At 67.2% G+C, this 13,896-nt stretch carries 12 protein-coding genes; 7 read left to right on the top strand and 5 right to left on the bottom strand.

Features of this window, described 5'->3' with window-relative positions; all coding sequences use genetic code 11:
* Positions 1-3: 3 nt before the first annotated feature.
* The 3 genes from FIU85_RS05885 to FIU85_RS05875 all read right to left on the bottom strand — a co-directional run bounded on the left by FIU85_RS05885 (position 4) and on the right by FIU85_RS05875 (position 3,614).
* Positions 4-924: an ABC transporter permease gene (locus tag FIU85_RS05885; RefSeq protein ID WP_152496213.1), complete on the bottom strand. Its 921-nt coding sequence runs from the start codon at positions 922-924 to the stop codon at positions 4-6.
* The gene (locus FIU85_RS05880) at positions 924-2,006 is read right to left on the bottom strand and encodes an ABC transporter permease (protein ID WP_152496212.1); all 1,083 of its coding nucleotides are present in this window, start codon (positions 2,004-2,006) and stop codon (positions 924-926) included. Before FIU85_RS05880 ends, FIU85_RS05885 begins: the two co-directional genes overlap by 1 nt.
* Before the next feature lie 90 nt (positions 2,007-2,096).
* Positions 2,097-3,614: an ABC transporter ATP-binding protein gene (locus FIU85_RS05875; protein ID WP_152496211.1), complete on the bottom strand. Its 1,518-nt coding sequence runs from the start codon at positions 3,612-3,614 to the stop codon at positions 2,097-2,099.
* Positions 3,615-3,780: 166 nt separating this feature from the next.
* Between FIU85_RS05875 and dnaE the strand changes: the two genes are divergently transcribed.
* Together dnaE and FIU85_RS05865 are read left to right on the top strand one after the other, a co-directional pair.
* Positions 3,781-7,329: a DNA polymerase III subunit alpha gene (gene dnaE / locus FIU85_RS05870; protein ID WP_152496210.1), complete on the top strand. Its 3,549-nt coding sequence runs from the start codon at positions 3,781-3,783 to the stop codon at positions 7,327-7,329.
* Between the two features lie 117 nt (positions 7,330-7,446).
* On the top strand, positions 7,447-8,304 hold the full coding sequence (locus tag FIU85_RS05865) for a hypothetical protein (RefSeq protein WP_152496209.1): 858 nt from the start codon (positions 7,447-7,449) through the stop codon (positions 8,302-8,304).
* A 23-nt stretch (positions 8,305-8,327) separates the two neighbouring features.
* On the opposite strand, the gene FIU85_RS05860 is transcribed toward FIU85_RS05865, so the two are convergent.
* Entirely contained in the window at positions 8,328-8,522 is a 195-nt protein-coding gene (locus FIU85_RS05860) for a SlyX family protein (RefSeq protein WP_152496208.1), read from the bottom strand.
* Between the two features lie 165 nt (positions 8,523-8,687).
* Between FIU85_RS05860 and hisS the strand changes: the two genes are divergently transcribed.
* The 5 genes from hisS to FIU85_RS05835 all read left to right on the top strand — a co-directional run bounded on the left by hisS (position 8,688) and on the right by FIU85_RS05835 (position 13,099).
* Positions 8,688-10,184: a histidine--tRNA ligase gene (gene hisS, locus FIU85_RS05855; RefSeq protein WP_152496207.1), complete on the top strand. Its 1,497-nt coding sequence runs from the start codon at positions 8,688-8,690 to the stop codon at positions 10,182-10,184.
* Positions 10,184-11,281 carry an ATP phosphoribosyltransferase regulatory subunit gene (locus tag FIU85_RS05850; protein ID WP_152496206.1) on the top strand — a complete coding sequence of 366 codons (1,098 nt, stop codon included), beginning with the start codon at positions 10,184-10,186 and terminating at the stop codon, positions 11,279-11,281. The genes hisS and FIU85_RS05850 overlap by 1 nt, the downstream gene beginning before the upstream one ends.
* Positions 11,278-11,973, top strand: a complete 696-nt coding sequence (gene hisG / locus FIU85_RS05845) for an ATP phosphoribosyltransferase (protein ID WP_152491667.1) — start codon at positions 11,278-11,280, stop codon at positions 11,971-11,973. Before FIU85_RS05850 ends, hisG begins: the two co-directional genes overlap by 4 nt.
* Positions 11,974-12,095: 122 nt before the next feature.
* Entirely contained in the window at positions 12,096-12,557 is a 462-nt protein-coding gene (locus FIU85_RS05840; RefSeq protein WP_152496205.1) for a thiol-disulfide oxidoreductase DCC family protein, read from the top strand.
* Positions 12,554-13,099, top strand: a complete 546-nt coding sequence (locus FIU85_RS05835) for a DUF4166 domain-containing protein (RefSeq protein WP_172978030.1) — start codon at positions 12,554-12,556, stop codon at positions 13,097-13,099. The genes FIU85_RS05840 and FIU85_RS05835 overlap by 4 nt, the downstream gene beginning before the upstream one ends.
* Here FIU85_RS05835 and phnX read toward each other — a convergent pair.
* Positions 13,064-13,846 carry a phosphonoacetaldehyde hydrolase gene (gene phnX, locus FIU85_RS05830; protein ID WP_152496204.1) on the bottom strand — a complete coding sequence of 261 codons (783 nt, stop codon included), beginning with the start codon at positions 13,844-13,846 and terminating at the stop codon, positions 13,064-13,066. The two genes, FIU85_RS05835 and phnX, sit on opposite strands and share 36 nt — an antisense overlap.
* Positions 13,847-13,896 lie beyond the last annotated feature (50 nt).

Raw genomic sequence — 13,896 nt, 5'->3', positions numbered from 1 at the left:
GCCTCATTGCGAGGCGTGGAACGTTCGGCCCAGCGAGCCGGGCGCGCGGGATTTGTCGCCGGACATGATGACCAGCACGAGGATGGTGATCAAGTAGGGTGACATCGAGAGGTATTCGACCGGGATCGGGATGCCGGTGGGCTGAAGGTTGAGTTGCAGCACCGAGATGCCGCCGAAAAGCCAGGCACCCAGGAGGACGCGGCCGGCCTTCCAGCTGGCGAAGACCACGAGAGCCAGCGCGATCCAACCGTAGCCGGCGGTCATGCCTTCGGTCCATTGCGGGACGCGCACGAGGCTGAGATACGCGCCGCCCAGCCCCGCGCAGGCGCCGCCGAAGAGGATGGCCAGAAGGCGCACGCGCACGACCTTGTAGCCCAGCGCATGGGCGGCATCGTGGTTCTCGCCCACCGCGCGCAGGATGAGGCCCAGCCTCGTGTATTTGAGCATCGCCCAGACGGCGACGACAAGCGCGAGGGCGAGGTAGACCATCGGGTCGTGGGAAAAGAGGATGCGGCCGACGACGGGCAGATCCGACAGGACGGGGATGTCGAGGCTGCGCGTGGCGGGCGGCTTGATGCCCTGGTAGCCCTGGCCCAGGAGCGCGCTGAGCCCCAGGCCGAAAAGCGTGAGGGCAAGGCCCGAGGCGACCTGGTTGGCGAGCGCGACCTGGGTCAGGAGGCCGAAGAGCAGCGCCAGGACCGCCCCGCCGAGGGCTGCCGCCACGAAGCCGATGAAGGGCGAGCCGGTGTTGACCGCGATGGCGAAGCCGCAGATCGCGCCGGTGATCATCATGCCCTCGACGCCGAGGTTCAGGACACCGGCGCGCTCCACCACCAGTTCTCCCAGCGCGGCCAGCAGGATCGGGGTGGAGGCCACGATGAGCGAGGCCAGAAGCAGGATGGGGTCGATCGCGGAGAGGTCCATCAGGCCACCTCCGCCGATTTCCACCGCAGGCGGAAATGGGTCAGCACGTCCACGGCCAGCAGGAAGAAGAGCAGCATTCCCTGGAACATCTGGATGGCGGCGGCGGGCAGGCCGAGGTTCGACTCGGCAGCCTCGCCACCGATATAGGTCAGCGCCATCAAGAGCCCGGCCAGCAGGATGCCGACGGGGTGCAGGCGGCCGAGGAAGGCCACGATGATGGCGGTGAAACCGTAGCCCACGTTGAAGTCGATATTGATCTGGCCGGCGGGGCCCGCGACCTCGAACATGCCGGCAAGGCCCGCCAGCGCGCCGGAAATCCCGAGGCAGATCAGGGTCAGACGCGCCGGGTTCACGCCCGCGAACCGCGCGGCGCGGGGGGCCTGGCCTGTCAGCCTGATATGAAAGCCGAGGATGTGCCGGGTCAGCAGGACATAGGCGAAGATCACGGCGATTGTGGCGGCCACGACCCCCCAATGGATGCCGGTATCGGCGAAGATCTCGGCATTGTGGGCCGACGGATAGTCGCGCAGGTTGCGCGAGCCGGGAAAACCGCGCCCCTCGGGATTGCGCAGAAGGCCGAGCGCCATCTTGGCCAGCAGTTGCTCGGCCACGTAGACCAGCATGAGCGAGACGAGGATCTCGTTGGTGCCGAAGCGGACCTTCAGAAAGCCCGGGATCATCGCCCAGGCCCAGCCGCCAAGGGCGCCTGCGAGAACCATCAACGGGAAGATGAGAGCGGATTCGGTGGGGTAAAACGCCAGCCCGACGCCGGCGCCGGTGAGCGCGCCGATGATATACTGCCCTTCGGCGCCGATGTTCCAGATGTTCGCCCGGAAACCGAGCGCGAGGCCGATGGCGATGAGGATCAGCGGCGCGGCCTTCACCAGCAGTTGCGGGCGGTAGTAGAAGGCGAATTCGCCGAAAAGCGGTTCCCAGAAGATCGTTCGGATGGCCTCGACCGGGCCTTGCCCGAGCGCGGCGAACATCGCGCCGCCGGCGATCATGGTGATGACGACGGCCAGCACCGGGGCCAGCGCGGACCAGGTGCGGGACGGCTGGGGGCGGCGTTCGAGTTTCAGCATGGGGTTTGTCCTGTACGGGGGGCGAAATCCCGTGTCTTCCTCTGGCCGAAAATATCCCCGCCGGAGGCAAGATACTCTTTCTGCGCGGGTTCAGACATGTGCCACCTCCATGTCGTGGGCACCGCCCATCATCAGGCCGACCTGCTCTGTCGTGAGGTCGGCGGTGGGATGGATCTCTGACAGGCGACCTGCGTTCAGCGCGGCGAAGCGGTCGGAGATCTGCATCAGCTCGTCGAGATCCTGGCTGATGACCATTATGGCAGCGCCCTTGGCGGCAAGGTCCATCAGCGCCTGCCGGATGAAGGCGGCGGCGGCGGCGTCGACGCCCCAGGTGGGCTGGTTGACGATCAGCACCTCGGGGTCGTGCGCCATCTCGCGGCCGATGACGAATTTTTGCAGGTTGCCGCCCGAGAGGGCGCGCGCGGCGGTATTCGGCCCCGGGGTGCGTACGTCGAAGGCGGCGATGACCGTTTCGGCAAAGCCTTGCGCGCGGGGCCAGTGGAGGAAGCCGCGGTTGGAGAGATTCTGCTTGGTGGCGCCGGTGAGCATGGTGTTTTCGGTCAGGCTCATCTCGGGCGCGGCGGCGTGGCCCAGGCGTTCCTCGGGAGCGGCGAACAGGCCGAGGTTGCGACGGGCCTGCGGGGGCAGGCGGCCGATGGGTTTCTCGTTGAGGCGCAGGGCGTCGGACGTCATCGGCAGCTCGCCCGAGAGCGCGGCGAGGAGTTCATCTTGCCCGTTGCCCGCGACGCCCCCGATGCCAAGGATTTCGCCGGCGTGCAGGGTGAGGGACACGTCCCGGAGCGACGTGCCGAAGGCCGAGGGCGCGCGGGCGGAAAGCTTATTGAGCGTCAGGCGTGGCGCGCCGGGTTGCGTGTCGCGCTTTGCCGGGGTGGCGAAGGCGCTGCCGACCATCATCTCGGCCATCGCCTGTGCCGTGGTCTGCGCGGGGTCACAGGTGCCCACGTTGCGGCCCCGGCGCAGGACGGTGGCGCGGTCGCAGAGCGTTCGGATCTCTTCCAGCTTGTGGGAAATATAGAGGATGGCCACGCCCTCGGAGGTGAGTTTCCGCAAGGTCTTGAACAGGATCGCGACCTCTTGCGGGGTCAGGACGGATGTGGGTTCGTCCATGATCAAAAGGCGCGGCTCTTGAAGCAGGCAACGGATGATCTCGACACGCTGGCGTTCGCCTGCCGAGAGCTCGCCCACGATGCGCCCGGGGTCGAGCGGCAGACCGTAGGTTTCCGAGACCTCGCGGATCCGGGCGGCGAGGGTGCGCATGGGCGGCGGGGCTTCCATGCCGAGCGCCACGTTTTCGGCCACGGTGAGCGCGTCGAAAAGCGAGAAATGCTGGAACACCATGGCCACGCCCTGTTGCCGCGCGTCGCTGGGTTTGGACGGTGCGAAGAGAGCTCCATGCAGGTGCATGGTTCCGCTGTCCGGCTTGACCAGCCCGTAGATCATCTTGACCAGCGTGGACTTGCCCGCGCCGTTTTCGCCCAGAAGGGCGTGCACCTCGCCCGCGCGGATGTCGAAGCTGACGTCCTCGTTGGCGACCACGCCGGGATAGGCCTTGGTCAGCCCGTCGATGCTGAGCAGCGGTTCCGTCACGCGCCGTTGTCCCCCCGGTTTCGCGGTCCCCCGTCCCTGTTAGCGCAAGGCGGGCGGGCACGGCAATGGCGCGCGTGGGAGACGCGGCGTCGGGCGGGTGCGGGTGATGCGGATTTGGGCAGATGTCGGGCTTGGCGAGGGGCGCGGCGCTGGATAGTGTGTCGGTATGAGCAGTTCCCCCCGATTCATCCATCTTCGCGTCCATACCGAGTATTCCCTGCTGGAAGGGGCGGTTCGGCTGAAAAAGCTGGCCGACCTTTGTACAAAGCATCAGATGCCCGCGGTGGTCGTGACCGACACCAACAACATGTTCGCCGCTTTGGAATTTTCCGTCACGGCGCAGGGGGCGGGCGTGCAGCCGATCATGGGCTGCCAGATGGACCTGCAATACATGACGCCCGAGCCGGGCAAGCGGCCCGTGCCACCCGCGCCGGTGGTTCTGCTGGCGCAGAACGAGGAAGGCTACGAGAACCTGATGAAGCTGAACTCCGCGCTGTACCTGCGCGGGGACGGGCAGTTGCCGCATCTGACGGTGGATGACTTGGAGGCGCATGGGGCCTCGGTGATCTGCCTGACCGGCGGGCCGGAGGGGGCCGTGGGCAAGCTCTTGCAGCTGGGGCAGCGCCCGGCGGCGGAGGCGCTGATGCAGAAGCTGGCGGGGATCTTCGGGGATCGGCTTTATGTCGAGTTGCAGCGGCATCGTGGTGAAGCAGGCGTGCCGGAGGCCGAGGCCCAGACCGAGCGCGGGTTCGTCGAGATGGCCTATGCCATGGACCTGCCGCTGGTGGCGACGAATGACGTCTATTTCCCCGAAGCCAAGATGTACGAGGCGCATGACGCGATGATCTGCGTCGCGGAAGGCGCCTATGTGGATCAGTCCGAGCCGCGGCGGCGGCTGACGGCGGAGCATTATTTCAAGTCGCCCGCCGAGATGGCGACGCTGTTTGCCGACCTGCCCGAGGCGCTGGAGAACACGGTGGAGATCGCGCAACGCTGTGCCTTTGGCGCGTATCGGCGCGACCCGATCCTGCCGCGCTTTGCCGATGACGAGGTGGACGAGCTGCGGCGGCAGGCGCAGGAGGGCTTGAAAGAGCGTCTGGCTGTCATTCCCCATGCGGCGTCGGTCGAGGAGTACGAGAAGCGGCTGGAGTTCGAGCTGGGGATCATCGAGGGGATGGGCTTTCCCGGCTACTTCCTGATCGTTGCCGATTTCATCAAGTGGGCGAAGGACCACGACATCCCGGTGGGGCCGGGGCGCGGCTCGGGTGCCGGCAGTCTGGTGGCCTATGCGCTGACGATCACGGACCTTGATCCGCTGCGGTATTCCCTGCTGTTCGAGCGGTTCCTGAACCCCGAGCGTGTGTCGATGCCCGACTTCGACATCGACTTTTGCATGGATCGCCGGGAGGAGGTGATCCAGTACGTTCAGCAGAAATACGGGCGCGACAAGGTGGGGCAGATCATCACCTTCGGTGCGCTTTTGTCCAAGGCCGCGGTGCGCGACATCGGGCGGGTTTTGCAGATGCCTTACGGCCAGGTCGACCGCCTGTCGAAGATGATCCCGGTGGAAGGCGTGAAGCCTGTAAGCATCGAGAAGGCGCTGGCGCAGGAGGATCGTCTGCGCGAGGAGGCCCGCAACGAGGAGGTCGTGGACCGCCTGCTGAAATACGGGATGCAGGTTGAGGGATTGTTGCGCAACGCCTCGACGCACGCGGCGGGCGTGGTGATCGGGGATCGCTCCTTGGATGAGCTGGTGCCTTTGTATCAGGACCCGCGCTCGGACATGCCAGCGACGCAGTTCAACATGAAATGGGTCGAGCAGGCCGGGCTGGTAAAGTTCGACTTTCTGGGCCTGAAGACGCTGACGGTCATTCAGAACGCGATCGAGCAGATCCATGCGGGCGGGCGGGATTTGCATACCGCCGCCGATGGCAGCCGGATCTACGAGCCCAACGAGGGGGCCGAGAACGATATCGGACAAATTCCGCTCGATGACGAAAAGACCTATGCGCTTTATGCCAAGGCGAAGACGGTCGCGGTGTTCCAGGTGGAAAGCTCGGGCATGATGGATGCGCTGAAGCGGATGAAGCCGACCTGCATCGAGGATATCGTGGCGCTGGTCGCGCTCTACCGGCCCGGGCCGATGGAGAATATCCCGAAATACTGCGAGGTGAAGAACGGGCTGAGTGAGCGGGACCATCTGCACCCGTCCGTGGATCATATCCTGGACGAGACGCAGGGCATCATCGTCTACCAGGAACAGGTGATGCAGATCGCGCAGGAGATGGCCGGGTATTCGCTTGGCGGTGCGGACCTTTTGCGCCGGGCCATGGGCAAGAAGATCCAGGAGGCGATGGATGCCGAGCGGCCCAAGTTCATCGCCGGGGCCAAGGAAAACGGCGTCGATGATGCCAAGGCGCTGGAGGTCTGGAACCTTCTGGACAAGTTCGCCAACTACGGCTTCAACAAGTCGCACGCTGCAGCCTACGCCGTGGTCAGTTACCAGACGGCGTGGCTGAAGACCAATCACCCTGTGGAGTTCATGGCCGGGGTGATGAACTGCGATATTCACCTGACGGACAAGCTGGCGATTTACTTCGAGGAAGTGAAGAAAGGGCTGGAATTGCCTTGGGCGCCGCCCTGCGTGAACCGGTCGGACGCGACCTTCCATGTGAAGGACGGCGTGCTGCATTATGGCTTGGGCGCGCTGAAGAATGTGGGCGTCGAGGCGATGCGGCTGATTGTGGCGGCACGGCGTGAGGGGGGCGAGGAGGCCCCGGATCAGGTCCGGGGCGGGGGCGGCGAGAAGCCGTTCGTGACGCTCTATGATTTCGCGCGGCGGGTGGACCTGAAGGCGGTCGGCAAGCGGCCGCTGGAGATGCTGGCGCGGTCGGGGGCGTTCGACGAGCTGGACCGCAACCGGCGGCGCGTGTTCGACAGCCTGGAGGCGCTGATGCGCTATTCGGCGGCGATCCATGAACAGAAGGGCTCGGCGCAGGTGTCGCTGTTCGGCGAGGCGGGTGAGGACCTGCCGGAGCCGCGGCTGAGTCCGGTCGAGGATTGGCTGCCCGCCGAACGGCTGACCGAGGAATATGCCGCCGTGGGATTCTACCTGTCGGGGCATCCGCTGGACGATTACATGGCCGCGCTTAAGCGAAAGGACGTGAAAACGCTCGACGAGGTGAACGAGCTGGCGGCGCGGTCGGGGGCCGTCGTGGCCAAGATGGCGGGCGTCGTCGCCGGGCGGCAGGAGCGGAAATCGGCGCGGGGCAACCGGTTTGCCTTCGTCCAGTTGAGTGATGTCACGGGAGGCTACGAGGTGACGATGTTCTCGGACACGCTGGAGGTGGCGCGCGAGCATCTGGAAACCGGCAACCAGGTGGTGATCGTGGTCGAGGCGACGATGGAAAGCGATCAGCTGAAGTTGCTGGCGCGGTCGGTGCAGCCCGCCGATGCGGTGGTCGCGGATGCGGGCGCCAGCGGGCTGAAGATTTTCGTCGACAGCGAGGCCGCCATCGGGTCGGTCGCGCAGGTGCTGAGCAATGCGCCAACGACCGCGGCGCGGGGCGGGCGCGGGCCGATCCGGTTCTGCCTGATGAACGAGGCGCTGCCCGGCGAAGTGGAGATCGACGCGGGTCGGGAATTTCCGGTGACGCCGCAGATCAAGGGCGCGATCAAGAGCCTGGAAGGCGTGGTGATGGTCGAGGACCTCTGAACCGGGCTCGAGTGATTCGGATCGGCAACACTCCACCGGCGCGGCGGCGGGCCAGTGGACCGGATCGCGGTTCTGGGCTAAGTCGTTGACCGGATGCGATGGGACCCCGGGAGGACCATGCGGAAAATTGCGTTGTTTTGCGTGCTGGCCCTGGCGGGCTGTGGCGCGCCCGAGGCCGAGATCGGCCGGTTGTCGGAGCAGGACCTGGCCGAGGATGCCCGGACCATGGGCGCGGTGCCCGGACCCGAAGCGCAGGCAGAGGCCGAGAGCGGCGGGTTCCTGGCGCGCCTGCTGGGCGGGAACGCGCCAAAGGCGGAGGCCGCGGACAATCCCGAAGACGCGGAGGCCGGTGCGTCCGTGGAGACGGCCAGCCTGACGCCCCCGGAAACCTATGGCGCCACGCGCGAGGTCGAGCGGACACCGCAGCGTCGCGGCCTTTTCGGGCTGCTGGGCGGCGGCGGGAGCGACACCCCCGCCGAGGGCGCCACGAGCGAGGTCGCGCCGGGCACGGTGCTGCCCTATGGCAAGGTCGCCCGGATCTGCGGGCTGAGCGACAGGCAGATGGGCAAGCGGGTCGAGACCCTGCCGGAAGGGCGGGGCAGGTACGCGCTTTACGACAGCGCACCGGGCAGCACGGCGCTGCGGAGCTTTTACCTGACCGGGTTCGACGACGGCTGCGCGCGGCAGTTCTCGGCCGCCGTCGCGGTGCTGGCCGGGGCCGAGTCGCACGAGCAACTGCGCTATGGTCTGCCCGCGGAGGTGCAGCCCTACAGCACGACCGACAAGGCCTACGAGGACCTCAAGTCACGCGTGTGCCGGGTGGGACGGGGCAAGCCCTGCGGCACCCGGATCAACCGGCTGGAGCGGGACACGGTGTTCGTCAGCATCTACGAGCGGTTCGGCAGCAATGCGCAGTGGAACACGGTCTTGGTGCATGACGGCGCGGTGGTGGCGCAGGACCGCAAGGGGGGCTGAGCGCCCTTCGCATCCGGTCTTGCCTACCAGTGGGGCGGGCGGCTGTCGCCGACGACGCTCTGGCCGTCCATCGTCGACTCGCGTTCGGCCTCGCGCTCCAGCAGCAGCTGAACGCGGCGATTGAGCAGGGCGATCACGGTTTCCTGCCGGGCGACCGTGTCGGACAGGTCGTCCACGGCCCGGATCAGGTGGGCGATTTTCTCTTCGAGTTCTTGCATATGCGACCTTGGGGCTGTGTGCCAAAACATGATCAAACCTTGTCTGCCCGCGATCAAGGGGAAAACAAGTGATGCTAGGTCACAGTCGGGCCCGCGCCGTGCTTGCCCCGCAACGCGCCTTCGGCTAGACCGCGCCGCAAAGCCCTTAGCCAAGGAATTAGGGACATGGCGAAGATCAAGAAGGCCCCGCGCCCCAAGGCGGAAACGCCCAAGGGGTTCCGCGATTATTTCGGTGTCGAAGTCACCGAGCGCGCCGATATGCTGCGCAAGATCGCCGGGGTCTATCATCGCTATGGGTTCGACGCGCTGGAGACGAGCGCGGTGGAGACGGTCGAGGCGCTGGGCAAGTTCCTGCCCGACGTGGACCGGCCCAACGAGGGCGTCTTTGCCTGGCAGGAGTTCGACGAGGACGACAAGGGCGACTGGATGGCGCTGCGCTATGACCTGACGGCGCCCTTGGCGCGGGTCTATGCGCAGTATCGCAACGACCTGCCAACGCCTTACCGGCGCTACGCGATGGGGCCGGTGTGGCGCAACGAGAAGCCGGGGCCGGGGCGGTACCGGCAGTTCTATCAATGCGACGCGGACACGGTGGGCACGGCCAGCATGGCCGCCGATGCCGAGATCTGCGCGATGCTGGCGGACACGCTGGAAGAGGTGGGCATTCCGCGCGGGGATTACTTGATCCGGGTGAACAACCGGAAGGTTCTGAACGGGGTGCTGGAGGTCATGGGCCTTGACGAAGGCGACCAGCGCGACGCGGTTCTGCGGACCATCGACAAGTTCGACAAGGTGGGCGAGGAGGGCGTGCGCGCGCTCTTGACCGAAGGGCGGCTGGATGCGTCGGGGGCCTATATCGACGGGGTTGGGCTGACCCATGCGCAGGCCAAGCCGGTGCTGGCGTTTCTGACGTCCAAGGCCGAGGACGCGGCGGATACGCTGGCGAACCTGCGCGACGCGGTGGGCGAAAGCGCGATGGGCGCGGAGGGCGTGCAGGAGCTTGAGGCGATTGCCGACCTGTTGGCGGCGCAGGGCTATGGCCCGGACCGGATCGTCATCGACCCGAGCGTGGTGCGAGGTCTTGGGTATTACACCGGGCCGGTTTACGAGGCGGAGCTGACCTTCGAGATCTTTGACGACAAGGGCCGGAAGCGACAGTTCGGCTCGGTCGCGGGGGGTGGGCGTTACGACGACCTCGTGAAGCGGTTCACCGGGCAGGCGGTGCCGGCGACGGGGGTCTCCATCGGTGTCGACCGCCTGCTGGCGGCGCTGCGCGAAAAGGGGCGGATCGGGGGCTCGGTCGAGGGGCCTATCGTGGTGACCGTCATGGACCGGGACCGGATGGCGGATTACCAGGCGATGGTGTCGGAGCTGCGCAATGCGGGCATCCGCGCCGAGGTGTACCTTGGCAATCCCAAGAATTTCGGCAACCAGATGAAATACGCGGACCGGCGGGGAAGTCCCGTCGCGGTCATTGCGGGCAGCGAAGAGTTCGATGCGGGCAAGGTGCAGATCAAGGATCTGGTGCTGGGCGCGCAGATCGCCGAGAACGCGACGCTGGAGGAATGGAAGGAGCGCCCGAGCCAGTTCGAGGTGCCGCGCGACCAACTGGTCGCGAAGGTGCGCGAGATGCTGGACGGGCAGGAAAACGGACAGGGCTGATGGGACCGACCCCCGACAACCGTGCGGCGGTCAAGGCCGAGGCGGCGCGGCTGCGCGACATGTTCGAGGCGGCGGGCGCGGTGCCGGTGGAGACCTCGGTACTGCAACCGGCGGACACGCTTCTGGATCTGTATGGCGAGGATATCCGGGCGCGGGCCTACGTGACCTCGGACGCGCTGCGCGGCGAGCAGATGTTGCGGCCCGATTTCACCGTGCCGGTGGTGCAGATGCACATGGCGCACGGCGCCGAGCCTGCCTGTTATACCTATGCGGGCGAGGTGTTCCGGCGGCAGGAAGAGGACCCGGATCGGGCCAATGAATTCCTGCAAGTGGGGTTCGAGATGTTCGACCGGCGCGCGCCCGAAGAGGCGGATGCGCGGGTCTTCGCGGTGATCCACGAGGCGGTGAAGGATCTGCCCTTGCAGGCGGTGATCGGCGATATCGGCATCCTGATGGCCGCGGTCGACGGGCTGGAGACGACCGAGCGGCGCAAGGTGGCGCTGCGCCGTCATATCTGGCGGCCCCGGCGGTTCCGCGCGCTGATCGAGCGGTTCTCGGGCCGGGCGCCGGTGCCGCAGAGCCGGGCGGCGCTCTTGAAGGCGAAGGACCCGATGGCCTCTGATGCGCCGATGATCGGCCTGCGCGGGCCGGACGAGATTGCGGCGCGGATCAAGGCGCTGCGCGAGGACGCCGGGACCGCGCCGCTGGCGGCGCGGGAGGTCGAGTTGCTGGACGCCGTGCTGGCGGTGCGCGAGACCGCCGACAACGCGCTGGAGCAGTTGCGCGACATCGCGGTGGACATGCCGGCGATTGCCGGGGCGGTGGAGGTTCTGGCCAAACGGCTGGAGGCGCTGGAGCGCGCGGGACTGGCGCCCGATAGCCTGGAGTTCGAGGCCAGCTATGGCCGCACCCAGATGGAATATTACGACGGCTTCGTCTTCGGCTTTTCGGTGCCCAAGCGCCCGGACCTGCCGCCCGTCGCCACGGGCGGGCGCTATGACGCGCTGACCCGGCGGCTGGGCGGGGGGCACGAGATCCCGGCGGTGGGCGGCGTGGTCCGCCCCGACCAGGTGCTGGCGCTGGAGGGCGGGGCATGAGCGTGAAGATCGGTGTGCCCTCGAAGGGCCGGTTGATGGAAAAGACCTTTGGCTGGTTCGCGGACCGGGGCGTGGAGCTGGGCCGGAGCGGCGAGGAACGCGAGTACGCGGGGTTCGTGCGCGGTGTCGAGAATGTCGAGCTGGTGCTGTTGTCGGCGGGGGAGATCCCGCGCGAGCTTGCGGCGGGCCGTATCCATCTGGGCGTGACCGGGCAGGACCTGGTGCGCGAGAAGTTGGGCGGCTGGGAGCAGGTCGTGGAAGAGGTCGAGGTGCTGGGCTTTGGCGCCGCGGACCTGGTGCTGGCGGTGCCGCAGGCCTGGGTGGACGTGGGCACGCTGGATGACCTGGATGCGGTGGCGGCGGCGTTTCGGGAAAAACACGGGTATCGCCTGCGGATCGCGACGAAGTATCACCGGCTGGTGCGGGAATTCCTGCGCGACAACGGCGTGGCGGATTACCAGCTGGTCGACAGCCAGGGCGCGACCGAGGGCACGGTGAAGAACGAGACGGCGGAGGCGATTGCCGACATCACCTCGTCCGGGGATACGCTCAGGGCCAATCACCTGAAGACGCTGGAGGACGGAATGATCCTGCGCAGCCAGGCGACGCTGTTTCGCTCGCGCCGGGTGGCGCATGACCCGGACGATCACGCGGCGCTGAAAGCGCTTCTGGATACGCTGGGCGTGGACTGACGACGTCTCTTGAGTATTTCCGGGAGTGTGACACCCCGCCGGTGCGATGATCCGGCGGCGGTGCGGAACGTGGGCGGAGGGATTGTGAGTATTTTTGGCAAGAAAAAGCCCGGGCTGCGGTGATGCAGCCCGAAGCGCGGCAGCCCTATTCGTTTCGGGACGATCCGGCGGTGCCGGGTTTCGATGACGGCCGCATCGTCGTGGTGATGGATGCGGGATGTGCGCTCTGTTCCCGCGCGGCGCGTCGGATTGCGCGGCTGGACAAGGAGGACCGGGTGCGGATCGCGCCGATGCAGGGCGGGCTGGGGCGGGCGCTGCTGGAGCATTGCGGGCTGGATGCGGAGGACCCGGCGTCCTGGCTGATGATAGAGGAGGGGCGGGCCTGGGGGTCGCTGGAGGGCATGGCGCTGCTGTTTCCGCGGCTGCATTGGGCTTATGCGCCGATGCGGCTGGTGTGGGCGTTGCCGGTGGGCTTGCGCGACTGGATCTATGCGCGGATCGCGCGGAACAGGTACGCGGTGTTCGGATATTCGGACCTGTGTGCTCTGCCGGATGCGGAAGTTCACAGACGGTTGCTGCGGTGACGGTCTATGCGCGGCTTCTGGGCGCGGACGGGTTGGCCGCGCTGGCGCCGGAATGTCTGGCGCTGCACAAGGGCGACGGGGTGTTTCACGGGCGGATCACGGTGGAGGTGACGCGCAACCCGGTGCTGCGGGCGGCGCTGCGGATGGCGGGGTTTCCGCTGGAGGTCGAGGATGCGGAACTGCGGTTCGAAAAGCGCGGGCGCGGCGACAGGGACGTCTGGACGCGCCGCATGGACGGTCAGGTGATGGAGACCGTGCAATGGGCCACGCCCGAGGGCAGGCTGGCCGAGCGGTTGGGGGCGATGGTGGCCATCAGCAGGCTGGTGCCTGCGGAGGGGGGCCTGGACCTGACGGACTGGCGGTTCCGGTGCCTGGGGCTGCCGGTGCCGGGGTGGATCGCGCCGAAGGTCGCGGCGCGCGAGCGTCCCGACGCGGGGCGCTACCTGTTCGAGATCTCCATCGGGTTGCCCTGGGGGCGCGCGCCGGTGCTGCGCTATCACGGGTGGTTAGACGTGGCCCAGGCGGCGGACGAGGGCGGGTAGGTCGGCGACGGTGTCGATGACGTGATCGGCGCCCGCGTCTTTCAGCAGGGCGGTAGCGTGAGCGCGGAGCGGGTCGATCTCGGCCTCGGTGAGGGCGGCCAGTTCCTCGGGCGTCTTGCCGACCGCGTTGCCGGAGAGGGCGACGCCCACGGTGACGCAACCCGCCGCAACGCCTTCCTTGATGCCGGGGGCGGTGTCGTCGATCTTGAGGATCGTTGAGGGCGGGTAGGCGACGAGGTCGATCATGCATTTGTACATGCCAAGCGGGCCGGGGCGGCCCTCGGGCAGGTCGTCGGAGCATACCAGGTTGTCGGGGGCGTAGCCCTGTGCGGCCGCGACGGGCAGGACGTGGGTCATGATCGAGCGGCTGTAGCCGGTGGTGGAGCCGATCTTGAGGCCCATTCGGCGCAGTTCGGCGATGGCTTCGGCGCAGCCCGGCACCAGCGTGGCGTAGTCGGACGCCACCTTCTCGTTCATCGGCACGAAGACCTTGTAGACGGCATCGACATCGGCGTCGGTGGGCACGCGGCCATGCCGATCCTGCCACTGGCGGGCGAGCTCGGGCATGTCGAGCATCGTGCGGATGTGGTCCCACTTGGGCGCGCCCATCGGGTCGCGGGCCTGTTCGATGGTGGCGGTGATGCCGAACTGCGCGAAGGCCTCGACGAAGACGCCCATGGGCGCGAAGGAGCCGAAATCGACGGTGGTGCCGGCCCAGTCGAACACGGCGGCGGTGAAGCGGGTCATGAAAGCGGTCCCTCGTGGCGGTTCGGTCGGGTCTAGCGGGCGGATTTGAT

It is taken from the genome of Roseovarius sp. THAF8 (genome assembly GCF_009363735.1).
Classification (GTDB): Bacteria; Pseudomonadota; Alphaproteobacteria; order Rhodobacterales; family Rhodobacteraceae; genus Roseovarius.
Note: the sequence above shows the minus strand (reverse complement) of the source record. Positions and strands in the feature narration are given on the sequence as shown.